25 protein-coding genes, 3 pseudogenes and 1 CRISPR repeat array (1 of these 29 cut by a window edge) are annotated in these 25,210 nt (G+C 31.7%); all 28 genes and pseudogenes read right to left on the bottom strand.

Annotated elements, in window-relative coordinates:
- Positions 1 to 450: a CRISPR direct-repeat array (repeat unit 29 nt; unit sequence AGGATCACCCCCGCGTGTGCGGGTAGTAC); it reaches 128 nt to the left of the window's first position.
- Between the two features lie 60 nt (positions 451 to 510).
- On the bottom strand, positions 511 to 1,398 hold the full coding sequence (gene cas2e / locus NH288_RS01875; RefSeq protein ID WP_265212651.1) for a type I-E CRISPR-associated endoribonuclease Cas2e: 888 nt from the start codon (positions 1,396 to 1,398) through the stop codon (positions 511 to 513).
- A gap of 1 nt (position 1,399) precedes the next feature.
- Positions 1,400 to 2,338, bottom strand: coding sequence for a type I-E CRISPR-associated endonuclease Cas1e (cas1e, locus tag NH288_RS01870; protein ID WP_265212649.1), 939 nt, complete (start codon positions 2,336 to 2,338; stop codon positions 1,400 to 1,402).
- Positions 2,335 to 2,985, bottom strand: a complete 651-nt coding sequence (gene cas6e, locus NH288_RS01865; protein WP_265212648.1) for a type I-E CRISPR-associated protein Cas6/Cse3/CasE — start codon at positions 2,983 to 2,985, stop codon at positions 2,335 to 2,337. The genes cas1e and cas6e overlap by 4 nt, the downstream gene beginning before the upstream one ends.
- Positions 2,986 to 2,988: 3 nt before the next feature.
- A complete protein-coding gene (cas5e, locus tag NH288_RS01860) occupies positions 2,989 to 3,693 on the bottom strand; it encodes a type I-E CRISPR-associated protein Cas5/CasD (protein ID WP_265212646.1) in 705 nt (234 codons plus the stop codon).
- A 9-nt stretch (positions 3,694 to 3,702) separates the two neighbouring features.
- Positions 3,703 to 4,905: a type I-E CRISPR-associated protein Cas7/Cse4/CasC gene (gene cas7e, locus NH288_RS01855; RefSeq protein WP_265212644.1), complete on the bottom strand. Its 1,203-nt coding sequence runs from the start codon at positions 4,903 to 4,905 to the stop codon at positions 3,703 to 3,705.
- Positions 4,889 to 5,500, bottom strand: a complete 612-nt coding sequence (gene casB / locus NH288_RS01850; protein WP_265212642.1) for a type I-E CRISPR-associated protein Cse2/CasB — start codon at positions 5,498 to 5,500, stop codon at positions 4,889 to 4,891. The genes cas7e and casB overlap by 17 nt, the downstream gene beginning before the upstream one ends.
- 11 nt (positions 5,501 to 5,511) lie before the next feature.
- Positions 5,512 to 7,233, bottom strand: a pseudogene (locus NH288_RS01845) (type I-E CRISPR-associated protein Cse1/CasA).
- Positions 7,226 to 9,985 (bottom strand): CRISPR-associated helicase Cas3', encoded by a 2,760-nt coding sequence (gene cas3, locus NH288_RS01840; RefSeq protein ID WP_265212640.1) that lies wholly within the window; start codon positions 9,983 to 9,985, stop codon positions 7,226 to 7,228. The pseudogene NH288_RS01845 and the gene cas3 overlap by 8 nt, the downstream one beginning before the upstream one ends.
- A gap of 311 nt (positions 9,986 to 10,296) precedes the next feature.
- Positions 10,297 to 11,760 (bottom strand): annotated as a pseudogene (locus NH288_RS01835) (IS1182 family transposase).
- 200 nt (positions 11,761 to 11,960) lie between these two features.
- Positions 11,961 to 12,272 carry a hypothetical protein gene (locus NH288_RS01830; RefSeq protein WP_265212638.1) on the bottom strand — a complete coding sequence of 104 codons (312 nt, stop codon included), beginning with the start codon at positions 12,270 to 12,272 and terminating at the stop codon, positions 11,961 to 11,963.
- 220 nt (positions 12,273 to 12,492) lie between these two features.
- Positions 12,493 to 12,645, bottom strand: a complete 153-nt coding sequence (locus NH288_RS11375; protein WP_414731746.1) for a 4Fe-4S dicluster domain-containing protein — start codon at positions 12,643 to 12,645, stop codon at positions 12,493 to 12,495.
- Positions 12,642 to 12,713 carry a hypothetical protein gene (locus tag NH288_RS11370; RefSeq protein ID WP_414731747.1) on the bottom strand — a complete coding sequence of 24 codons (72 nt, stop codon included), beginning with the start codon at positions 12,711 to 12,713 and terminating at the stop codon, positions 12,642 to 12,644. The genes NH288_RS11375 and NH288_RS11370 overlap by 4 nt, the downstream gene beginning before the upstream one ends.
- A 44-nt stretch (positions 12,714 to 12,757) precedes the next feature.
- Positions 12,758 to 13,279 (bottom strand): annotated as a pseudogene (locus NH288_RS01825) (EFR1 family ferrodoxin); the annotation flags it as partial.
- Positions 13,280 to 13,432: 153 nt separating this feature from the next.
- Complete coding sequence (locus tag NH288_RS01820) at positions 13,433 to 14,101, bottom strand: hypothetical protein (RefSeq protein WP_265212634.1); 669 nt, start codon at positions 14,099 to 14,101, stop codon at positions 13,433 to 13,435.
- Positions 14,098 to 14,466: a hypothetical protein gene (locus NH288_RS01815; RefSeq protein ID WP_265212633.1), complete on the bottom strand. Its 369-nt coding sequence runs from the start codon at positions 14,464 to 14,466 to the stop codon at positions 14,098 to 14,100. The genes NH288_RS01820 and NH288_RS01815 overlap by 4 nt, the downstream gene beginning before the upstream one ends.
- On the bottom strand, positions 14,447 to 14,569 hold the full coding sequence (locus NH288_RS01810; protein WP_265212632.1) for a hypothetical protein: 123 nt from the start codon (positions 14,567 to 14,569) through the stop codon (positions 14,447 to 14,449). The genes NH288_RS01815 and NH288_RS01810 overlap by 20 nt, the downstream gene beginning before the upstream one ends.
- 8 nt (positions 14,570 to 14,577) lie before the next feature.
- Positions 14,578 to 15,321 (bottom strand): alpha/beta fold hydrolase, encoded by a 744-nt coding sequence (locus NH288_RS01805; protein ID WP_265212630.1) that lies wholly within the window; start codon positions 15,319 to 15,321, stop codon positions 14,578 to 14,580.
- A 12-nt stretch (positions 15,322 to 15,333) separates the two neighbouring features.
- The gene (locus NH288_RS01800; RefSeq protein ID WP_265212628.1) at positions 15,334 to 15,813 is read right to left on the bottom strand and encodes an ABC transporter permease; all 480 of its coding nucleotides are present in this window, start codon (positions 15,811 to 15,813) and stop codon (positions 15,334 to 15,336) included.
- A 49-nt stretch (positions 15,814 to 15,862) separates the two neighbouring features.
- The gene (locus NH288_RS01795) at positions 15,863 to 16,801 is read right to left on the bottom strand and encodes an alpha/beta hydrolase (RefSeq protein ID WP_265212626.1); all 939 of its coding nucleotides are present in this window, start codon (positions 16,799 to 16,801) and stop codon (positions 15,863 to 15,865) included.
- Positions 16,802 to 16,951: 150 nt separating this feature from the next.
- Complete coding sequence (locus NH288_RS01790) at positions 16,952 to 17,362, bottom strand: hypothetical protein (protein ID WP_265212624.1); 411 nt, start codon at positions 17,360 to 17,362, stop codon at positions 16,952 to 16,954.
- An 82-nt stretch (positions 17,363 to 17,444) separates the two neighbouring features.
- Entirely contained in the window at positions 17,445 to 18,059 is a 615-nt protein-coding gene (locus NH288_RS01785) for a hypothetical protein (protein WP_265212622.1), read from the bottom strand.
- Positions 18,060 to 18,067: 8 nt separating this feature from the next.
- Entirely contained in the window at positions 18,068 to 18,469 is a 402-nt protein-coding gene (locus tag NH288_RS01780) for an HIRAN domain-containing protein (RefSeq protein WP_265212620.1), read from the bottom strand.
- Entirely contained in the window at positions 18,462 to 19,055 is a 594-nt protein-coding gene (locus NH288_RS01775) for a molecular chaperone DnaJ (RefSeq protein WP_265212618.1), read from the bottom strand. Before NH288_RS01775 ends, NH288_RS01780 begins: the two co-directional genes overlap by 8 nt.
- Positions 19,056 to 19,061: 6 nt before the next feature.
- Entirely contained in the window at positions 19,062 to 19,271 is a 210-nt protein-coding gene (locus NH288_RS01770) for a hypothetical protein (RefSeq protein WP_265212616.1), read from the bottom strand.
- A gap of 23 nt (positions 19,272 to 19,294) precedes the next feature.
- Positions 19,295 to 20,209 (bottom strand): carotenoid biosynthesis protein, encoded by a 915-nt coding sequence (locus tag NH288_RS01765; protein ID WP_265212614.1) that lies wholly within the window; start codon positions 20,207 to 20,209, stop codon positions 19,295 to 19,297.
- 204 nt (positions 20,210 to 20,413) lie between these two features.
- The gene (locus tag NH288_RS01760; protein WP_265212612.1) at positions 20,414 to 21,898 is read right to left on the bottom strand and encodes a hypothetical protein; all 1,485 of its coding nucleotides are present in this window, start codon (positions 21,896 to 21,898) and stop codon (positions 20,414 to 20,416) included.
- Between the two features lie 199 nt (positions 21,899 to 22,097).
- Positions 22,098 to 24,503 (bottom strand): ABC transporter permease, encoded by a 2,406-nt coding sequence (locus tag NH288_RS01755; RefSeq protein WP_265212610.1) that lies wholly within the window; start codon positions 24,501 to 24,503, stop codon positions 22,098 to 22,100.
- On the bottom strand, positions 24,496 to 25,176 hold the full coding sequence (locus NH288_RS01750; RefSeq protein ID WP_265212608.1) for an ABC transporter ATP-binding protein: 681 nt from the start codon (positions 25,174 to 25,176) through the stop codon (positions 24,496 to 24,498). The genes NH288_RS01755 and NH288_RS01750 overlap by 8 nt, the downstream gene beginning before the upstream one ends.
- Positions 25,177 to 25,210 lie beyond the last annotated feature (34 nt).

The raw sequence follows: 25,210 nt of genomic DNA, 5'->3' as shown, positions 1-25,210 counted from the left end.
ACCCCCGCGTGTGCGGGTAGTACTCATTTCCGCCACCTTGAGAAGCGTGTGCAACAGGATCACCCCCGCGTGTGCGGGTAGTACCACCAAATTTATAAACTAAAACAACTCCGACAAGGATCACCCCCGCGTGTGCGGGTAGTACGCAATGCACGTCCTAAGCTTAATCTTCACAGGGGGATCACCCCCGCGTGTGCGGGTAATACAAAAACATCTAGCTCATCATCAGGATCAAAATAGGATCATCCCCGCCTGTGCGGGTAATACTCATTTACTCCCCCTTGCTTTTATTAACTACTAGGATCATCCCCGCCTGTGCGGGTAATACTCTTTTTAAGAGTATCCTGGAGTTAAGTAAATAGGATCATCCCCGCCTGTGCGGGTAATACGCAAAAAAAGGAACAAAATAATAGGCTTAATTAGGATCATCCCCGCCTGTGCGGGTAATACACTAAAAAAACAGCTGATTTTAGCCTTTTTCAAAAATATTTCTCCATATAATTGACCACTTTATTTTTCTAATTTTTTTACAAGTTTATCTAGATTTAATATCAATTCTCCAATTATTTTTACATCTTCCAAGGCTCTATGAGGAACAGATTTTTCAATATTATATTCTTTTAAAACATTTTCTAATTTATAATTACTTAAAAACATTTTGTCATTTTTTACGTACTTCATTACATCGTACGTTTTATTTGTTAGCTTAGATTTTCCTTGATGTCTTAAGGCTTCGTTTATAAATTTTAAATCAAAATTTATATTATATCCTACTAGGATGTTGCCTCCTATAAATTCTAAAAAACTATCAATAGCAATTTCTTCTTCCACTCCTTCATTTATATTTTTTTCGCTTATTCCTGTAAGATTTTTAATTTTTTGGCTTAGTATTACTTCTTGCTTTACAAAAGTGGTAAATTCTTCAATTTCTTCTCCAATTTTTATAGCACCAATTTCGATTATTCTATCATTCAAAGGATTTAAGCCTGTTGTCTCTATATCTATAATTATATAAGGTTTGATAGGTCTCTTAGATTCTTTATTGCCGAATTTACTTATTTTCCTCATTTTAGAGACTTTACTAAAACCAAGTTTCTTATCCACTTTATCATTTTTAATTTCTCTAGGAGTAAATACAAGGGGTATTCCATCAAAATCTATTGAGATTTTACTTGAATTGTGCGTTTTGAAACTATAACCAATTTCATTTCTATAAGCATAAGTCATGGTTGCCTCACCACTTCCCACACTCCCTACGACTCTTTCCCTTAGTTTTTCCCTTATCTTGCTATTAAAATTTCCTACATATACTCCTGTAGATATTTCTTGCATCCGCTTTGTAAGATCTCCTCTTAAAGATGCTGGCGAATTTCTTAAAGTTATCACGGTTAATGGCATGTCATATCTCTTTATAGTTTATGCCGTGTTTGACATTGTTATCATTGTCATCCCAAAGTTCGATGATTTCCATTGATATTTTCTCTTCTTCATCAATTTCCATTAAATATTGAATATCTTCCACAATTTTACGCATAAGCTTGCCATCTACCATCTTATCTCTTAAACTAAGTCTTGAAATTTTACCTATTTCATCACCTTCCTCACAACTAGCCGCAATTTCAAATGCTAAAGGTATTGTTAAATCAGCTTTATAGAGGTCAGCTATATCATAAACAAATGAATTATCATGACCTGTATGAACAAAGCCAAGTCCAGGACACATTCCTAAGGCGACTATTATACTATGGCAGACTCCATATAAAGATACATTCAGTGCTGATAGAGCTTGATTTGCAAGATCTCCACCTTCAAAATTATCTACATCATAATTTCTTCCCTTCCATTCCACATTATAATAAGATGACCACTTTCTATAAACTTGTTTTAATCTAGAGCCTTCTCGTCCACGAAGTTGACGCATACTTAGGTTACTTACATCCTCTCCCTTAAATCGCATTGAGTACATTTTTCGTGCTACTTTTAGTCTAGTTCTACTATTCGTTACTAATTTAGCTTGTTTTTCAAGATACCTAGTCGAGTGGGCTAAACTTCTACCATGTGCATAATGTCTTACTCCTCTTTCACCTACCCAAATTATAGATGTTCCTACATCTCCTAATATTTCTACTGCCCTATGACTGATTTCGGTTCCTGGCCCTAGCATCAAAATACCAATCATGGAACAAGGAATATTTACAATTCCTCGATAATCGCTTATTGTTATAGCACTATCAATTCTATTGATTTTAGCATGTTCTACATAAATAAAACTTACCCTGTCAGAAATTCTTGGAAGTTCTGTCAGCTCAGTCTTTTTTGCTCCTGATATATTTTTCATTTTTCTGGTATTATTGTTAAAAACCCACACCCATAGGCTTTTTTCTTGCCAATACCATTTATGAGAGCTATTTTAAATTTTTCTAAATCTGTAATAGTGAGTAGGCCTTCATAGGTCACACTTACAAGGTTTTTTCTAGATTTTTTTGTTTCATTTTTATCAGTATGCATAAAATATTCTTTATCTATCTTCCTTATCTCAAATTCACCAAGCTTTACTTCAAAGCCATTTCTTGCTGCCTTATCGATTAAGAATTCGTTTAATTCCTCATTAGGAACTGGCATAATACGTCCACGCTTAGTAGGATTTTTCTCATCTTTATAGGCTCTTACCGTATTTAATTTTATTTTAAATTTCGCTCTCATTCCTTCCTTCAAAGAATCTAGAAATTCATCATAATTCTTAACACCTGCTGAGGACTCAATTCCATATTTTTCTAGCTTTACTATATCGGGCTTATTTTCACTTAGGACTAAGAGGTAGTATTTGTTATAAATATTATCTATCCTCCATAGTTTTCTAGGTCGATTTTCTTTTGATAATTTTGGAAAAGAATTCTCTACCCATGCGTGGTAGCAACCTAGATGAGTAAGGTCTTTCATCTTTCTCCTATTAGTTATATCTATTTCTACTCTTGATAAATACATATCTTAGCCCTCCAAACTTTCAAAAAAGTCAAGTGGATCATCATCAGCTTTTGCCATAAGAATGCTAGATCTTGCTTCAAATCTTGGTCCAAATTTACGTTCTTTTTGAGAAAATGAAACAACTCTGTCATTTCTAATTGTGTGAGGATTTTCTGGTAAAAGGTCTTTATCGGCATAGATATCTGCACGATAATTTTTATTTTTCTTTTTAAACCAATCGGCAGCCTGCCATTTAATATTTTCTAAGGCTTCAATAGGCCCTTCATCACTCACTTTCAAAATAAAATCTGCTGGGAGTGGACAAGAACGCCTACCCATGAAAGGTTGAAAATATGGGTGTTTTAAACCTTCATATATTTCATTCATCCATTTATCATCTTCGTGTGAAATTGCCACAATAAATACAGCATCTTCCATATAATAACGGTATGTTACATAAGTCCTGTCTATATCTCCATTTAGCTTTACTTTTCTTGCTATATGGTAATCTTTTTTTAGGACTCCTTCTTGGTCAACCCTCACGGCAAAATCAAGGTCATTAAGTTTTTGTATTTTTTCATCTTCATCCCTTCCATAACCTAGGCTTGCGGCTATTACCCCGATTATTCCCGATTTTGATGGATAATAATCGCTAGTCCTTGTTTCAAAACGAGATGAAGTCCCCCATGACTGCATAGGGCCTGTTAGTTTTAATAATATAGTTTTCACTAATATCACCTAGTCTTCTATATTTTTTGCTATCTCTGCTCCCAAATCTTCTAGGAGGTCATTTAGGCTTGATTCTGACTTTCCTATCTCATTTACTTCTGTGTCGCCTAAAATTAGGTAGGCTGTAAAGACTGGTTTATTTAGGATTTTGTCGTATTTTGTGTATTCGGCAAAAAGTTTTTCTATTGACTTATCTACATAACCATTGTCTGATTTGATTGGCTCTTCAAAGGCACTTACCATACTTAATGGCCTGTCAGACCTTAGACTTACAGCTATAGCTTGTGGTAGAGTTTGGTTAGCAAAGGTATTTATCTTACCTGTTGGCATGGATTTAACGAAAGACTTTACAAAAAGTTTAGTATATTCTATAGTTTCTCTTTTCTCACCAATTTGTTCGTAAAATTGATGGATAGCTATATTTGCATAACGATATAGGGTTGATGAGTTATACTCAACTGTACCAAGCATGCCAGCACCCGCATTATCTTCTGGAGCCAGGTCATCAACAGCTGTAAAAAAGTCAAATTTACTTTGAATAGCATGGGTTGATATAGCGTGAGCTACTTGGCTAGATGCGTCCACACTTAGGTCTTTTTTTGCTGCAAGCATTCTTCCGAATAAATAAGTCTCTACTGAATTATTAGTTTTTAATATCTGTTCTAAATTTTTATTTATTTCATTAATTGCTTTTTTATTATCATTTGAAATTTTTTTCCACGCTTCTTTTCTAATATCTTTTTTTTGTTTACTTTCTAGTTTTTGAATTTCTTCGTAATAAGCCTTGCCTAAAACAGATATTTTTTCTTTGTTGTCTATATAATAATCAATTATTTCGTTTATTTGCTTATTACTATACATAAATAATACATCCAATATAGTTTCGCCATTTGACTCTTTTATTCCAAATCCCAAAGATTCTATTAAAAAAATCATGTCATTTTCTACATCTTTATCAAAACTAATACCTTTATTAGTATATTGATCTTCAAATAATCTCAAAATTCTTTTTGTTCTAACACCTTGTAATTCCTTAGGAAATGATAATCTCATGGCTCTTTTCCAAGATTGAGAGCTAACCCTAGCCCTAGTCACTCCCCCGTATTGGGCAGTTTTTGGACTGCCTGTATCATCCCTATTGATATTTGCTGGTGGTACTGTTTGGATAGCGTGAATATCTAGAAATAGTCTGTCCTTAATTTTGTTTTGCATTTTTATCGTTCCCTTCTTTTTTATTGTTTTTATAATAAGATCTTGACCATTTTATTTTGAGCCCTTCTCTTTGATTTTTCAAAAACCAATAGAGGTCATCAGCAAGGCTGGCATAGTCAACTTTAGCATCTGATTTGGCCTTTAAAAGTTTTATCATCTGCCTTAGGTGGTGGCTTAATTCTTCAAAATTACTTGATGTAATCATGGCATTAAATCTTCTATCTATGGACTTATCTTCATCATTATTTTTTCTCATTGAGTTTAAAGAATCGCCTAAGTTTTGCCTTCTCTCACCTTCTTTATAATCAATTTTCAAAACTGAATCGGACTTGGCTTGTTGGTGGAGGGCATACATTTGAACAGCTGTTAGGATTGCCTTTTCATAGTCATTTAGATTTTTACTGAAGCCCAAAAGTTCTTCTGAAATATTTTGAAAAACAAAGGCCAAGGTATCCATATTAACAGATGAATCATTATTAATAGAATTTCTAATATTAGCAAAGATGGCCTTAATACTAGGATCTTCTCTATTATTGTCAAGTTTCCTTAAAATCTTTGCCGTTTCCCCATATATATATAATTTAGAATCTTCCATCTATACCTCCCTTATAATTTATTCAGTTTTATCATTAAATCATTTAAAGCTAGTGCAATATTTTTATTTTGTTTTTTATTATCAACTTTAATTTCCTGTATAAGAAAGTATTCACTAGTTAAATCTACACAAATCTGATTAACTTCTTTCATAACTATCTTTTTAAAAGTTTTAAACCATTCTTCTATTTTTTCATCTTTATTTACGTCATATTCAATGGAACTTAGCCAATCTTTAAAAGGCTTATCGATATTAAAATACAAAGACTCTAAATAGTTATTTAATTCAGATTTAACTATTTTGTTATCAACCTTTTTAAGCCTTAAAATTATTTCTACGAACTCAATGTAATCGTCATCTATAAATTTTTTTGTATTTTCTATTGCTTGATTAATTCTATAAACCCGGCCTTGATCAGAACAATCTGCTGATATTTCATAATTTATTCTTAGCTCATCGTACATTTCATTTTTCATAGTATTAGAAGCAGTACTATCACTCTTGATTCCTAGGCCAACTAATCTTACTTTAGAAGTATCAATTAATTCAGATATTTTACCCATCCAATCAATAATATATGGAGTTTTGTATTTATTATCTGACACATTTTTATTAAATATCATACCAAAGTTACGCCATAAAGATTCAAAAGAATTATTTTCCTTTGGGGCAAACTCATCATTACCTTTTTTGCCTATATTTTCCCAAATAGTCATACATTCTAAAAAACTATATTTTTTATCTAAAATCGGTACTTGAATTATTTCAAGATATCTACCATATTTATCCTCTTTTTCAGATATTCTCATAGCTCGACTATAATCTGTATACAATCTTGCTAGATTATCTATTTTTCTAGCACTTAAATAAAATTTAATATTTTCTTCTGGAGAATATTCCCATGCTGGGTTTTGTATAGCAGTTATAAACTTTTTGCTTGGATGAACTAAAACAAGATTTAGTAGTAAGGTTTTAAATAAATTATCAGTTTTGTAATGCAAGCCACCTATCGAATAAAGCCACCCCTTATGACCATCATATTTTTCAATGTTATTGATTTCTTCGAATGATTTTATTTTAATTTTGTCTGGAGTTGTTGTATAACCCATAAAGTTAATTATCCATCTGGTTAATTGGGCATTTGTTAACTTGTCTCTAAATGGATTTTCTTCATCATTAACCATAGAAAATATCGCTGTATTATCTTTAGTTTCAGATATTAAACGATTAATTGTTTTAAATGATATTTGACCTGTTTTGTCTGTAGATTGTTTTTGATTATATAACACACATTTTCCTACAAAATCTTCTTTTACTTGATAAAAAGGGAATTGATCATCAAAAAGATAAAACCTATCTTACCAACAATCTAAATAGTCTATTACAACTTTAGGGAACTCTCCTACCTTCCAAAGTTTTTCCCATGTTTCCATCAATTTTCTTCTATATTTTGATTCATCTTCTTTTAAGATAGGTTCTAACTGCAGCATCTTATCATTTAGTTTTATAAATTCATAAGAATTTCCATTAGCATCATATCTTGAAAAAACTGTGTGAAGGATTGCTAGTAAAAATCTCATTACTGCAAAATTTTGGCTTGGCATTTCTCCAGCCAAGTCCAAATAGTTATGGCAATTTTGGAAAAATTCCCTCAATCCTACAAGTTTCGTTGTTCCCTTATAATCAGTTACGACAGATATCCAGGCTTCATCAATCAGGTTAAATTCACTCATTTTGCTCCTCCTTTTTTACGAGTAGACCAAATTTTTTATCATAAAGTAAAACCTTATCCCCTAGACTAAATTCATTATTTAAATCAAATATTATCCCCAAAGAATTTTTAAGCCAAGCTTGGTTGTCCCGGTTAGATAAATTTTCAAGGTAATATTTTTCCAAATCTTCTATCACCTTGTCAATTATATACCCATTATCTTTATTATAATAAACAGAATTTGGTAATTTTATGGTTCTTTTTGCAATTTCTATAGCTGTATTATTGTCAGATGAATTTAAAAGACCTGGTTTATCAAAAAATTCATAACCACCTTCACATTTCTTTAATGCGATCACTTCTACAGAATCAACACTATCACGCACTTTTCCCCCAGCTTTTATATCAGAAAGCTCAACTATACTTTCTGAATTGGTAAACAATTCATGAATATTAAAGTCTGGTTCAATGTAATCAATTTCTGGTATGTCAATCCTATAATCACTCGCTTCTTCTACTTTATCTAATATTCTTTTATCGTTTACTTTTTTATAATTTTTATATATTTTTTTAAGCTCTTCTTCTAACACCAAATCCCCATCAGAATAAACCAGCTGGACAAGATGGGAGATGTCATTTGGCAGGTTGATCTTATCTGGCAAATAGTATTCAGTCCTAAATAAAATGTAAGGAGAATATATAAAACTACTTCCCTCATCAAAATCATAACCTCCACAATTTAAAACATAAACAATTGGATTTTTGAGGTTATCTGGTCTTTTTGTTTCATCATGCCTGTGTAGTCTTCCCATTCTTTGAAGGATCAAATCCATTGGGGCAAGATCAGTAATTAATATATCAAAATCTATATCTAGAGATTGTTCTATAACTTGGGTTCCTATTATAATTTTAAAGTCAGGCCTATTTCCTTTATTTCCAATAGTATCTATCAATTCTTTTTCTTTTTTGTACCTATCAGTTGCAATAAAAGACGAATGTAAAAGCTCAACCCTATCTTCGCCGAATTCTTCTATAGATTTTTTTGCAAAGCCCTGGGCCTTCCTAACAGTATTTACAATCACACCTACAACTCCACCTTCAGGTGTCATTTTTTTGATTAAGCCAACTATGTCTTCACTTTGTTCTTTAGATTTTTTTATTATCTGATAATCTTTTCCTGCTTCTTTCTTAAAATCAGCAAACTGTTTTATAGTTGATCCGTCATTGTAAGTTAAAAGTGGATAGGCTTCATTTGTTCCGAAACCAACTGGTTTTGGAAGTAGTCCATAACCGAGACCCGCACCAATCATATATTCCTCTAAGAGTGCATTTCTTTTTGAAATTGGTAAAGTTGCTGATAAAATAATAACTGGAACTTTATAAGCCCCCAACCATCTCAAAGCCCTATACATAAATACAGACATATATGCATCATAGGCATGGACTTCATCGATTACAACAACCTTATTTGATAGACCTAGATGTCTTAGCATTAGGTGTTTTTGCTTTAAAGCTGCCAAAAGGATTTGATCTACGGTTCCAACTGTAAAATCATCCAAAATCGATACTTTCCTACCAGCAAACCACTCATTAACACCAACTCCATCTTCTCCATGGATATTCCTAGACTTTGGAAGTTTCGAAAACTCATCATTTAGTTGGGCTTTTCCATGTATAAGTCTTAAAGATTTTTCACCTTCTATATGATCTAGCCAACCTCTAACACGACTGAAAATCCCGTTAGAAGTAGCCTGGGTAGGCAGACCAAAAAACATACCTGTTCTATTTGTTTTTTGAGCTAAATCTTCAACTGCTATAAGAGCTGTTTCGGTTTTTCCCAATCCCATAGGCGCCTCTATAATCACTATTCCAGGATTGTCAATCTTGTGTATTTCTTCTGAAATCTTACGCTGAGCGTCTCTAGGTTCATCAATAAATTTAAACCTACTTTTATATAAGCCATATTTATAAGGATCTGGCTCCCAATTTTCTGCCCTATCATTAATCCACATTGCAAAACCATTTTCTACTCTATCATCTTTTGTTTCAATTTGATCTACGAAAATTAGAGGGAAGAATTTTTCATTACTCGAGATCCAATCTGCCATTATTAGTAAGCCAGATAAAATCACTTGACCAGGTTGAGAAATTAAAGGTAAATCTGACGGGGTAACAAATTCAGCCTCAGAAAGTGACCAATTGAAAATGTTTTTTTGTATTCCATCCCAAAATTTTGCTTCATCTGAGTCTAAATTATCATATTGATAAATGCTTGAAGTAAATGATTTGCATATTTCTGCATCTTTCTCTAAGATAGGCTTGCCATGGTGAGCTCCAACAATATTAGATACACATAAGTTAACTCCAAATTTACTTAATAAATATTGACTGATTAAATTATGGGCAATATTCTCCTTATTTTCCAAAGCATACTTATCAAGATCTTTAAATCCAGATTTGATAAGATTTTCTAATATTAGATTATCAAGTTCCTTGTCTCCATTAAAAGATTTTTTCACTTGAAAAATAGGACTAGCCTTGCCAAGATCATGACTAGCCCCCAAAAACTTACATAGTTTTATTAATAGTTCATCCTTATCTTCCTCATCTGTTACAACTGCATTCATCAAAAAATCCTTAACTCCTTGAGATAGCCATCTATCATAAAGAAGTGCACATACCTTACTTGTATCCTCTAAGTGCACCATCAATGGAAGCCATGCTGGCTGGTTCTTCACTCTATTTTTCTTAGCCCATAAGTATTTATAATTCATAATTCACCCACTTAAACTATCAATTCTTAAAATAATAATCTTTACTTAATAAAAATTTTCAATTTTCCCATAGTATTTAGAGATAGGAAATCGTTATTTTATATAGAATCAATTATAACTTTCCCTTTATCTAATAAACAAATTTCAATATTATTATATCATAAAGCTTTAAAATAAATTATATAATTTGTAATAATTCTCAGTAATTTCTACCTAGCCTTAAAATATATTCTCCATCTTCTTTTTTCCTTTCATTATAATATAATTTATATAAGATATCTTATGTGTTATCTCATAGCTTGACAAATCCACTAATAAACTGGGCCTTTCGACGCTTTTTCCATCTTTATTCTAAAATATATTATTTTTTCAAATAATAGAGTGAATGTTTTTGTAAATGGAGGGAAATCACCTCCATCTACCTCTAATCTATCTAGCAATTTTGCTAGTTTTTTCATATTTAAACACGCAAAAGTTAGTGCCGCTTTCATACTCATTTTAGCTTTGCCCATCATGTTGGTATATCTGAAGCTATGGTATTCTTTTGCACTTCCGAATTGTCTTTCTATTGTTTCTTTTCTTTGCTTGTATTCAGATTTTCCTGCTTTGGTTAATCTGTACCATTCGCAATAGTCTATGTATTCTTGCCAGATATGTCTAATTATTACTTTTACTTTGCTTTTACTTTTTGTGCATTTACTTAAAGATGGGCAGTTTTCACATAAACTTTTCTTGCTTTGATATATTCTATAGCCTTCTCGATTGGTTGTTGAATAGATTAGGATTTTATTTTCTGGGCATATGTAGCAGTCATTTGTTTAGTCATATTTATATTGTTTTGGATAGAATGGTTCTTTATCAGCTTTTTCTTTTGGTCTTGTATATGGTAGGACTGGCATTATTCCTTTTTCTATTAGTTCTTTTGCTATTGCTGGTATTTTGTATCTTGCGTCCATTACTATTTTTTCTGGTTTATATTTTTCTAGTTTTTCTTTGAAGTATGATGGGAAAGTTGTGGAGTCGTGTAGGTTTCCTGGATAGGCTTTGTATCCTAATATCCAGCCATTTTTATCATATGATGTTTGGATTGAGTAGGTAAATACTTCCTTATGATTTCCTTTATAGAATAGTCCACTTTCTAGATCTGTTGTTAATTGGGTGATTTCTTTTTCTTCTATTATCTCACATTCTAGGTAATCAAAGTCATCCTTGCCATTGTTATTTCTATCTTCATTTACTTCTTTTTCTAGTTTTCTTTGATATGATTTTACTTTTTTCTTTATTTTTGCTTTTTGGTTTTTATATCTGTTGGCATTGGCTTTTACATGGGGTGAGTCTATAAATTGTATTTTTGTGTCTACAAATCCATAGGTCATTGCTTGGTCTAAGGTGTTTTCGAATATTTGATTAAATTTGTCTGTATTTTTCAATCTTCTTTAATAGTTTTTTCCGAAGGTTGAAAAGTGTGGGACTTTATCGTAGAAGTCAAGTCCTAAGAACCAACGATAAGCTATGCTTACTTCTACTTCTCTTATTGTTTGTCTCATGCTGTTTATGTTGAAGAAGTATTGTAGGATTACAAGTTTTATTAATACTACTGGGTCGATACTTGGTCTACCTGTTGTTTGTGAGTATTTATCTTCTACTAGGTCGTATATGAAGTTAAAGTCTATGTATTTATCTATTTTTCTTAATATGTGATCTTTTGGGACTAGTTGTTCTACTGATACCATTTGAACTTGCTCAGTATTATTCTTTTCGTTTTTATGTAGCATAACTTCCTCCATCTTTAGTATATTTATACCCACAGATGGCTTGATTTATGGGTTTATCGCATAGAAAAAGTAGATGAATATGTATTTTTTCATCTACTTTATCTAAAGTCTGAGCATCCAGTAAACCTAGATGCTATTTGTATGCCATAATTATTGGCTTAATATTCTACCATTATCTTATTAAAATTTAACAAGTAAATCTATTTAATATTATGTTTTTCCATCTTTTCCTTAAATATATCTGTAATTATCTTTCTTAATTCTTCACCTTCTTTTTCTGGAAGTTCGCCTGGCTTCTTGGCTACTTCGTAAAGGTCTGGATATTCAGCCTCAATTCTTTCAATAGTTTTTGTTGTAGAGTGGCTTCTTACAAAAAATGGAATTTTCTTAATCCATTCTTCTGGCACTAAGTCTAATATCTTTTGACCTGCTTCCTTATCGCTTATTTCTGCAGTTGATAGTCCTTCTTTAATCTCTTCTTGTTCTTTATTTGTAAAATCAAATAGTTTCATATATCCTCCTTGGATTAAATTAAAATTTATTATCTAAGTCTATCATAAGACATAATTAGTTATAAGTTAGATATTTTATATATACCCTGCGCCAGATAAATTAATCATGATTTGATAAAATTTGGTATTTTTTTGACAAACGGTCTTCTAAAAAATTCTAGTCTAGGAAGCTCTACCATAACTAAACATTGTTTTATATAAGTTAAAAATAAACATATAACTATTTACATTTTATATCGTTATTTTGATTCTTATTATCTAGTAATTTATTTAATAAATACCTTTTCTTTCCTCTAGTTTTCTTGCCATATTCTATAGCACTCCTAGGGCATTTTGAAATACAAGCAGAGCAATGAATGCATCTACCATTCAAACCGGTCTGCCATCCTTATAGCTTATATTATTTAAAACACAGGCCTTAGAACAAAGCCCGCAAGATATGCACTTGTCAGTCGCATAGAATTTCTTATCCTTAACAATAAACTTGAAAAAATAGGATTTATGATACTTGACTGAAATTTACCAACAAGGCCAACTCCCTTCTTAGGGAAGGCTTGCTTGGTTTTTATGTAAGAAGAAATTTTTCCTACTTCTCTAAGGCCATCAGCAATTATTTTTTTATTAAGATCATCAGAATCTAGGTCAAAAAGCATGATGCAATTTTCTGGCATCTTGATGCTATAAAGGCCCATAAAATTTAGGCCTAGCTTATCCATATCTTTTTCTATATACTTATAGGCATTTCCGCAAGAATCCCCATAATCCATAACCACATAAAAATCCCTAGACCCCTTAAAGGTGCAAGTAGTCAAAAATTCTGATAAAAACCTAGGTAGCCTCCAAGAATATGTAGGAGACACTAATACAAAAGGTTCATCACTGTCAAATATCCCACTCTTACCTTCTTTAATATATGTAAATAAATCTATAGCTAAATTATCAAGCTCAACAGCTAGGTTTCTTGCAATATACTCACTATTACCAGTTGCTGAAAAATATAAAATCATAAAATCTCCTTATATGTGAACTGACCTCCTTTAGTTAGTTTTTAGGTCTAACTATTGGGGGTCAGTTCAGATTCTGGGGATTTTTCTTTGCTTATTTTTAGATAAAAAAATACAAGACCTCATGCCTTGTACTTTTAAAAATTATTTTCTATTTTAAGCAAGCCACCAAGTCCCATCTTGTCCTTGGTGGAGATTTCCAACCCTTTCATCGATAATATTTGACTCCAAGTCTTTTATGATTAGCTTATCATAATAGGAATAATCTTCACTTGCTATATCATTTTCCTCATCCCAACCCTCTTCAATCCAAGCATTAATATAAACCTTACCATCATCTATCAAAAGAGCTGACTCGTTTTCGGCAAGTTTAAGAGTCTTCCTATAAGGATAATAAATGTCAAACTTGTCAGAATCTTGGCTTATTAGATGGAGGTCATTTCCTATAAGCTCAAGATTATAGGTTGATAAGTCTTTGATTTTGTAGTCAAAGATTTTTTCTAAAACTTTCCCCGGATTATACTTATAAATATTTGCAAGACCTTCATTAAAGTCTACTTGCAAGATGTAAAAAATATTTCTTATATAAATTGGCCTCCCGTAGGCTATATTTTCTTTTTGTTCAAACGGCAAGTAAACTTCCCCTGTTTGGTAATCATAAAATCTTATTAGAGATCCCTTATAGAATCCATCGTATTTGATGATATCTTCTATCTCAAAAAGGTCATCCATATCGGATATACCGTAGGCAAAACGGGCTTGCCCTGGGATTTCTTCAATGTAATCGCCATTTATTTCTGAAAATTCTTTAAAAAATTTTTTCATATTTCTCCTTCTACTATCCACTGTAATTTTATTGGATGAATTTCTATCACATAATATTCGCAAGCTAAACCAGGATCTGGGAAAGATTTTGCAAGGTCTATTGTTAGTTCGCCAAGCTTTGCCTTATTAAAATCACTTTTATTTCCAATAAGAATATACTGGGCTCCTAGATATTCAATCATACCACCAACAACCTCTCCTGGCAGAGTTTCCCAGGGCTTTTCTATATCAATTCCAAGCTTATCTAAGTAAGCATCCAGGTCTGGATAGGCTTTCTTTACATCTTTCATATAATTTTTGCAATAAGCACAGTCACATAGGTCATCATAATCTTTATAAAATTGTCTAGTTTCTTCTATAGTCATTTTCTAAACCCAAAGCCATTTTTTCTTCATCGTCCAATACAAGTCCCGATTCACTTGTCCTTATTGTTAGATGCTTATAATATTCTTTATTAAAATATTTCATAAATCTCCTTAATCTTTCAAAAATGCTTTTAATTTTTTCGCATAGGCTGCTGGATGCTCGTGTAAATATTGTCCGTGTCCCATTCCTTCAAATATTTCCACATTCATCTGTGGTAAATATTTCATTAAATTGTCCTGGCTAATTTCTGGGACTTGCTCTTGGCTTCCTCGCCAAAATAAGACAGGCTTATGAAAGTTTCTTAAATTCTCATTTATTTGATAATGGAAAATATACTTACACACATTTTTAATTGATTTTTTACTTATCTTTTTATAAGTCATTTCAATTACACTATCATTATCTTTTCCCATAAGCCAATCAATCATAAATTTAGGAATTGGAATTGATTTTTTGATCATGTATGTTCCTATAATAAATGCCTGAGTAAAAGGATATGCCTTCCGGCCCAATTCTGCGGTTATTGGAGCATCTAGTAAGACTTTTTTAACCCTGATATTTCCCCTACTAATTAAATCTACTGCAAGAGTCCCTCCCATAGAAAAGCCACAGAGACCATATAAATTTCCCTTTAGGTCTTTTAGTATATAATTTTCTATTATAAAAAGCTCTTTTTCCATACTTTCTAGGTCATTTAAGTCACTTTGACAATGCCCATCAAGTTCTACTAAAATCACATAATATTCTTTTAAATAAGGCAAAAGTCCTCCAAAACACAAGTTAGCGCTTGATGCTAGACCATGGATAAATAGGAGTGACTTATTATCTTTATTTCCGTAAGTAAGGAATTTCATACTTCCACCTTTTTAAAATAAAGTCAAAATATATCCATCTATTAGGGATATAAGAAAATACATAAGCAAGGCCCTTAAAAAAGCTTCTATGTGTTTCTTTGGGTTTTGATAAAGACTTTTTTCTGGGATTTTTGTAAATCTAATTCTTTTTGTATTTCTCCACCACAAGAGGTCAATTATGATTAGGTCAAAAAGATTCAGACCTTGACCTAAAATTGATAAGGCTATAAAGTTTTTCATAAAGCTAGCTTGTCGTATTTTTAAGCCAAGAATGAAAAATAAAATAGAAAATATTATAAAATTCCCTATAAATGTTGATACTTTACTTCTGTCCTTAAATTTTCCTTGATAATCAATTATTTCTTTAACTTTTGCTTGTGCCTCATCTGGATAAGACATATAGTTTTTTAAATTTTTCTCATCTGTACCCGTCCCTAAAAAACATAGGCCAAAAAATATTAGGCATAGGATAATTAATTCAATTACTAACATTAAGACACTCCTTAAAGACTTCCGTAATCGCCTTTGTACTAATATAAATTCAATACTTCAGTAATTCTATTATTTCATCCTGGGCCTCCCTACCTTCTTTAAAAAATCTCACCAAAGGATAGCAATGGCACATGCCCTCGCCAACAATAATTTCATAGGAGGCTCCATAGGCATCCATTACTTTTTTAAACTCATCTGCATAGGCATATAAGCATTCATCTGACCCATAATAAAAATATATCTTTGGAAATCCAGAAAAATCTCCCTTAGTCCCATCAAGCATATATTCAGGCAAGTCTTTATCACCCTTTAAGATTTCCCTTGCAGTTATTAGATATGTAGGCTCTACCATTACGTCTTTAGACTTAAGCCCATTTACTTTTTCCCATATTTCCTTATTTTCAGGTAAGTTTAGGTCAGGAATTCCTCCTGGAGATACAGATATTATTTTCCCTGGCATAGGGTAAGGCCTACCCAAAGCATTATTGTGTAAAAAAATCCCAATGGCAAGATCAGCCCCTGATGAAAACCCGAGAACACTTATATTTTCTGCCTTATAAGTTTTTGTCATTACACCATAAGCCCTTAAAGATACCTCATAAGTCTTATCTACTTTTACATCTTCTGAACAAAGAGGATAAAATAAAAACCACACATCCTTATTAGTTTTTTCCATGATTCTTTCTGCCAAATAAAAATCTAATTTATTAGGCTGAGTAATCATTCCCCCACCAAACAGATAAAGAACAGCATCTTCAGCAGGATTTTCATTTTTTTGATATGCAATTAGCCTATAGCCCATCACCTCTTTTTCAATAAGATGATAATTTTTCCTATGAGCTCTCTTCAATGCCTTATCTAATACAAATACTTCCTTTGCATTTTCTCCCCTTGCATACTCAAGCATCTGTTCTTTATTTTTTAAAAACATTTTTTTAACACCAAGCATCCTTACAAGGTATGCTGCTAATTTATAAGTTATACTCATATCACAACCTCATCACATTATAACATCTTATAAACTGATACTTATTATCAACATTATTATACCTTGATTTTAGTAAGGTAAATTGGTTTTTATTAAATTCTAACTAAAAATGACTCTTAAGATTTCTCATCCTAAGAGCCATTTCTAATTTTATTTACCATATACAAAATAATTTTTAATAAAAACAATGCCAGCCAAAGCTAGTGCAAAGCCCAATCCAGTATAGAAAAATCCTATAAAAAAATCTGGGGCTAGACCAGAAGCCCTAAGCCCAATCCCAAAGGTCATCATAAAAGCCATAATCAAATAAGATTTCTTATCAAAAAACTTCCAAAAAGGCATATAAGCATCATAAGCCATAATTCTATTCGTATGATTTTTAGTCATTTTTAAAAACATACTACCAAAAACCATAAAAACAACAAGACTTAGGCAATATAAATACCAAACATGATCGATAGACCTATAAGCAATAATCCCAATTCTCGCAACATTAAAACCCGCCATAAACCAAACTAGGCCTGCTATCAATAATAAATTTCTTTTCCTAATCTTAACCATCTATCTCTCCCTATTTTAAATTTATAAATTATGAGTTTCTTTATTATTTATTTGCAAAAATTATTTTAGTAATTTAAGTAAATTATTTAGCCATCTTTGAAACTTCTGGCCAGATTTCTGCAAAACTTTTTCCATCAAATATGTCAGATATGATGCTTTCCCCTAGAAGATCAAATACTTTTTCATCCCCTAAATAACCTAGCATAATATCATTATCAACACTAATTATAGCATCCTTATTATTGTATGTAAATTCAAATCCATCTCTAATTTTTTTCCAATTAGAAGGAGTAAATAGACTTTTGCCTGAAAAAATATTATCTAAATCTTCTACTAGGTATTCAGTAAAATATTCATCATCTGATATCACATGGTTTATAGACTTTGGTTTTAGACTTGATATCATTGCAAGGTCATATACCATCTTAAGCCTATCTATTTGGCTTGACTCTATTTCTATTTCTCCTTTTGCCTTTTTAGAGATTAATCTTCTCCAAATATTTGCTTTCTCTCCAAATACATTAAAGTATCTATAATTTGTGCTTAAAATTTTATTTATTAACTTTTCTAATAATTTCTTATCTTTTATATGATGGCATATTATAAAGCAGTGATCTCCTTTAATTAATTCAAAGTCAAAATTATGACTATCCATAATACATATATTAGGCCAAAGCCATTCATTATTGCAATACATCTTATCCTCTATGATTCATGTAGAAATATCTTAATACTCATCTTAAGCCACTTACCTCTCATTTCTTTATCGATTACTCTTGCAAAAAGTTCCTTGCCTGCATCCATCAATCTAGAAAAGATGACATTATCTTGGCGTGGGACATAGCCAATTTTTTCCTTATTTAAAGTTTCTATACGTATTGCTTGAGGATCTGCTTCATTTTCAACCTCACGATAAAATACCAAGCGATCATCCTTTTCTAATTTTGAGCTTATGGCTTCGATATCTGGAATATGACTTGTTCCTGCCACATAGGTTTCAAAAAGATAAATGTCTCTTTCAAAAGGTTTTGGTAAGTCTAGACCCGTTTCCTTATTTATAAGATAATCAAGAAGGCCAGCCTCATCTTTTTTTATTAAATCACTCATGTATATCCCTCATTAAATCTTTTATATATTCTTCTTGAGTTCTTATAGCTTCTTCATAAGCTTCTAGATTACTTTTCAATTCTTTTAGCTTATCTGCTCTTTTATTTTTATCTTCTACAAATTCTTTCCAGGTATAAGGCGGCTGGGACTTGATTAAATCTATATCTTTTTGAATTTTTCCTATAAGTCCCTCTAGCCTTTTTACTTCATCTTTCAAAGCTTTATCAGACAAGGCTTCTTTATCTGGGTCTTCATTAGAAATAACAATATCATAAATTATTTGAAGAGTCATCAATTCTCCGTTTTTATAAGCATCAGTTGCCTTATAGAAAAACTCTTTTTCCTCTTCTGTAATAGCGGGATTTATATCTGGATGAATCTTTTTTACAATCTTCTTGTATAGACTTTTAATTAAAATTTCTTCTTCATCAGTTAAAAAGTCCATTTCTGAACGTTTTAAGGCTTCTTTCATGTCGGATATTTTTCGATCTAAGACCCTTTTATATTCAGCAAATTCATCGTCCAGGTCTTTTTCAATAGTTTCAATATCTATGCTTTCTTGGCGGTTCTTTTTTGCTTGAATCATCTCTTTCTATCTCCTTAGGCGGTGGTATTTGCAGTAGGCCTTATAAAGATTGTATTCAAGACTTCCAAAATTAAGCATATATTGAGTTTTGATATTTTCACAGATTACAAATTGTAGATTGTCTTTCTTATAAACTAAATCTGCTAAAGTTTTTTTAAGTTTAGTGATTTTTTCCTTTGCTTCTTTATAGGCTGGAAACTCTATAATTTCTCCCATTAGATCCTCCATTTAAAACCATATTATTTTAAAGCTTTAGACTTATCTTTTATTTCCACGATTGCTAAAACAATTGTCAAAATAAATAAAATAAAGGAAAATATTCCATAAAGTGGAAGCTCCTGTATTATCCCTAGTTTAAATAATCCACCAATACAATAGGTGTAGATACAAAACCAAAATATGATTACAGTCCAGTCTTTTTTATGGCTTATGATTATATCTTTTCTTTTATTCATTAGATAAGCTAATAATTTCATTAAAACAAATATCCATATAGCTAGAAAGGCTAAATAAGCAAACCATTCATCAGTGATTTTATTTAAAAGTAATGAAATATAGCTACTAACTCCTACAAAAGCTACTCCTCCAAAGCCGATTAAAATTGACCTTGATAACTTCATCTTCTCATCTTTATGATCTTTCTCCCAACTTTTTAAAGTCATGTAAATAATTGAAGGCACTTCGAACATATAGCCCAAAAAATTTACCCAAATTACAGACATAAACATATGATGGTTGATATCTAGATTTATAGGACGACCATCCCAAACCCAGAAACCTCCATCTAGCCTAATTGCCACTACATCTAAAAGCAAGTCCATGCTCACAATAAGCCATCCGCTTAATAAGGCTGTCATAATGTTACTAAGTGAAAACTTCTTGGCTATCCTTAGGGCAACGACACTTATCCCACCCCACATGAGCCCTCCAAAAAAAGGAAATTGGTAGGGTGAAAACCCAATGCTTATGTAAAAATCATTGCTGTAATGGTAGATATCTGTAAGTCTCACTGCCAATAGCTCTAAGGAAAAACCAGCTAGGGCTCCAGATATCAAGAGTCCAAGTTCCCTATAAGATTTATTTTTAATAATATCTAAAAGTAAAATTAAAACTATAAAATAACAAATAAGTTCAAAAGAATTAATCCAATTCATAACTTTCTCCTAAAAATCCCTTATATTGCCTGCATTGTTAGCTTAATGAACCTCTATTATCTTAAAATTATCTTACCTTAAAGATTTAATTTTAGTAGAAACAAAAAAAGGCGGAGGGCTTTATTTTATTTAAAACTCCTCCGCTTATTTTTTAATAATTATTTACTTTGCATAAATTTATACTTTTGTTTGAAATTTGATATATTAACCTACCCTTATCAAAGATCGCATTATATCATACATCGTAGGTGAATATGCTTCATTTTGTATTTGTTTAGACCAATCAAATACTTCTTCTCCATTTAAAACTTCATCTGGAAGAATCATTGTCCCATCCTTCATACTAAGTGAAGGCGAAAACTCATAGACATCATCCCTATATCTTATGGTAATTTTTCCATTTGGACCTAGGTCACTCATATTTTGGCAAATAAAAGTTGGGCCGCAACAAGCATTTGTGTCTAGGTAAATATTATCCACTTCTTTTTGTTTTCCATCTTCTGATATTTCTAGCTCCTTAAGAGCAACTGATGCATTTTTATATTTAGGGATTAACAAATAGCACTCTTCACCTATTAGGTAAGGCAGATCGCCTACTTGGCTCTCTTTGATGGTTACAAGCATACTTGGATCTTTATAATTAAATAAGTTACTTGTCCAAACATCAAGCTTTTCTAAGGTATCTTTTAAGCTATCCTCATCCACAGCTCCTCCGAGATAAATCATAAAGGCCTTATACTTATCATCATTTGGGTCTATTCCAAACTTTCTAGCCATCTTTATATACTCGTCAGAAATAGGATTTTGGTCAAAAGCATTTGTAGTTAGCTTTAAAATTGGTGAGCAGTATCCCATTTGTGAGCTTTTATATTGATCAAAAAGAAAAGTAGGTTTTCCAACTTCATCTATATAGATTTGACCGTTCTTATTTTCGTAATTGTCCCATAAGTCATTTAAAACCAAACCTGTGTAATTACTTGGGTTATAAATGTAGGAATAATCGGTTGTATCTCTATAATAGATGCTTGTATAAAGGGCCTGGTCTTCTCGCAAGGAATTTTCAACCATAGGTAAAATCTGATCCTTACTCACTCCCAAATCTGCCATTAACTCATCATCGCTAATGAAATTGCCATCAGGAAGGGAAAAGTTAAAGACCTTATAGCGTATAAATTCCCCACTCCAAATATCGTAATTTTCAATCATTATGCTTAGGACCTTCTCATCTTCATAAACAGAAAATGTGGCATAAGCCCCTATCTCCTTACCTTCTATATCATTCTTATGGTCCTCATATTTTTCCTTAATTCTAGCGGCTATCTCATCGATTTCCTCGTTGGCTTTCTTTGCATCATCAGATTCTAAAAGAATCCTTGGTAGGTGGATGCCATAGTCATACAATTTGGCATATTCTATATGGTCTTTATCGATAAAATCATTCCATACTTGCCTGTCCTCAACATAAGAAGAAACTGAGCCTAACCTTGCCCCCTCAACTTGTTTTAATTTTTTTGAAAGCTTTGACTCAGAAATTTTATCTTGAGTTCCCGTATTATCCTTCTTATTTGAGATATATGTATCATGTTTTACTTCTGCGTCTGGCTTAACCTTATCATTACCTTTCTGACAACCAGTAAAAATAAAAGTAGCCAGCCCTAGTATTACAAAAACCTTAGACATTCTTTTCATAATATCCCTCCTTATAATTAATACCCATAAAAAGCCCATATTCCCACTTTTCAATGATTTTAAAGAAAATATGAAGGAGGAATTTAGCCAAGAAAAAAATAATTTATGATGAGAATTATTAAGAAGAAATCTAAAAAGGGGTCAAAACCGAGCCCCTCTTAATTTCGAATCAATCTACCCTTATCAAATCTATTGTCTGTCAGTCTAAAATTCTCTTTAATGAGAAATGATAGATTATTAGATTAATCCCAAAGACGACTAGTGAAAATACTAGGAAGCTTTTGTAGTCATAATATTCTATTAAAGTACTCATTCTTAAATCAGAAGCGATTAATGATATTATAAACATAACACCTAAGCTCACCATAATAGCAGTTATAAAGGACTTTACCTGTTCTCCAATAAATTCTCTTTGATAGATGTTCTTTAATTCATCTACATCCATTCCACAAGAGTAAAGACTGCCGATTTCTTTTTTTCTGCTCATAAGACTTAAATTAATGGACGAGTAACCGTTGGTGATATTTAATACAAAGATGATTGAAGCAATACCTATTGCAAATTTTATGAAACTTTTCACGTCCTTATATTCATTTTTTGCGATTTCTTCACCTATTGTGATATTAAATCTATCTTCAGGTGAAATTTGTTCTCTAATCATGGCCTCTACATATTCCTTTACATCTTTGGTATCAGGGTCTTTTACCTTCATATTCAAAGTATAGGCATATCCTGTATATTTCTCATCACCTGATTCTTCCATAAGTTTAAAATAAGTGTCAAAATCTGTATAAACTTTTACATCAAATGGCATTGTTCTCGACTTATATTTTCCCAAATCTGTTATAGTCTTTGAAATTTTAATAGTCTTATTATAATCATTTTCAAAGTTAATATCCAAAGTCTGTGGATTTTCAAAATATGGAATTCTCTTTGCCTTAGCTATTGGAATAGAAGAATCTTCTTGAATTGTATTGTAGAGGACAAATTCACCCTTCTTTCCTCCAAGTTCTTTTAAGTCTTTTTCTTCCAAGGCGATGATAAATCCATCCATACCCTCTGACTTATATTTTTCTATATTCTTTCTCGCTTCCTCGTCTAAACCTGCTGCCTTTGCTTCTTTTGAAAATTCATTTGTATTTTCCACTTGAACATATTTATCTTTTGAAATATATGACTTGTCGTTAGGAATTTTATCTACAATTTCATTTAATATCTTTGGGACTTGATTCTTTTCACTAAAATAATCAACAGAAAAATTATAGCCATTATCGTAACTAGAATAATCTCTGTAGTATGTTGATATGCCTATAGTGATTATAAATACTGAAATAATAATTATCCCTATTGCAGAAATATATCTCTGTGATTTTATTGAAGCTAAGTTGTTAAGTTTTAATTCCTTCCAAAAATCTTTGGCTCTTTTCTTCTTTGATTTTGAAAAATCTATATTCCCTCTTATGCCGTCTATAATGTTTATTTTAGAAATCTTTTTCGCAGGGGATTTAATAGCTAGTGCCACAATTGTAAAAGAAACCAAAAGTATTGCTAAACTTAATAAGGGATTAAACTTTACTAGATTAAATTCACTTAATTGTTTATCTATTTGAATGTATTTGTACAGATAATATATAGAGAAAAAGCCTACAAGATGTCCTAAAAGTATTGGAATTGCAGTTGTAACAAGTCCTTCCTTTAGAAGTAACAGATATATTTGTCCATTGCTAGATCCTATAGACTTGTAAATGGAAAGCTCTCTAATCTTCCTTAACCCCCAAACCCAAAAGATATTTTTTATAAAAAACACAAAGATTGCTATACAGCCAAGAACTGATAGAACGGTAACAGCCTTGCTCTTTATATTTTGTAAGGGTTCGTGTTCTACTCCATAATAGTTTATAAGACTTTTAGAAAATTCTAAATGAACATCTTTACCTAGTATTTTGTTTATTTCACTTTGTATCTTATCTCTATTTTTGTAAGCTTCTTCAAATGAATGAAATTTTACAAAGGTTCTAAAAGTGGTCATTTTATCTTGTAACCCTAGAGCAAAACTTAGTTTACTGTACTTATTGTATACATCTCCGTAAACACCGACTAAAGTAAAGCTTTTAGAATCTTGGCTCTCAAATTTTTCCCTGCCAGTATTTGCACTTGTTGGACCTATCTCTTCTCCATCTAAAAACCTTTTGCCTAAATCAAGTTCTATCTTGTCGCCTATTTTAAGTTCATTTTCCTTTACAAGACTTTCAGATAGTACAATTTCGTCTTCCTTTGTTGCAAATCTGCCTTCAATAAGTCTCGAATACTCTCTCATTTTATTGATTGCTTTGTCTTGATAGTTTATAACGACTAAATCGTCTCCAAGATTTCCGTTGTCAGGATCAAGAGACATTTTCCCAGCCAAGTCAATATCTTTAATGGAATTTAACTTTTCAACATCCTCATTTGAGAGTTCTTCTTTAATCTCCCCATGATAAAAGCTTGAAGCCATATAATTACCATAGTTGGATCTCAAGCTTCTATATCCAAAATAAAAAATAAAGGTGAAAAATAGACTTACAATAAATAAGGAAATAAAAATGGGAAAATTCTTCTTATTCATGTTTCTCATCTCCTATTATTTTCCCATCAACTATAGTGACAATTCGATCTGCCTCTAGAGCGATTTTTTCATCGTGGGTTATTAGGATTATAGTTTGTTTTAGGGTCTTATTAAAATATTTGAAGATTTCAATTATTTCCTTAGAATTTTTCCTATCTAGGTTGCCTGTTGGTTCATCTGCTAGGATGATAGATGGTCTATAAATTAAACTCCTTGCTATGGCAACTCTTTGCTGCTGGCCACCTGATAATTCGCTTGGGAAGGAATCTAGTTTATTTTCTATGCCAAGTTTATTTACAATATCTAAGAAATCTTCCTCATTGATTTTTCTTTTATCTAGCTTTAAAGGCAACTCAATATTGTGCCTGACTGTCAAATTTTGGATCAGATTATAAAATTGATAAATGAGCCCTACCTTCCTCCTGCGAAATAGGGCAAGTTCCTTTGATGTATACTTAGAGATGTCATTGCCATCTATGTAGACTTTGCCAGAAGTTGGGCTATCTACTCCTCCTATAATATGTAAAAGAGTAGATTTTCCTGACCCACTTGGACCAACTATCGCTACAAATTCACCTCTTTCTATACTAAGGTCTACCCCATCTAGGGCTATTACCTTTGAATTTCCATCACCATATTCTTTTCTTAAATTTTCTACTTTTAATATTTCCATACTTTCCTGCCTTTCTTAAGCTAAGTATATAAAA

It is taken from the genome of Anaerococcus sp. NML200537 (assembly GCF_026131715.1).
Taxonomy (GTDB): Bacteria; Bacillota; Clostridia; order Tissierellales; family Peptoniphilaceae; genus Anaerococcus; species Anaerococcus kampingae.
The sequence above is the reverse complement of the archived record's forward strand: the minus strand, read 5'-3'. Positions and strand labels throughout refer to the sequence as shown.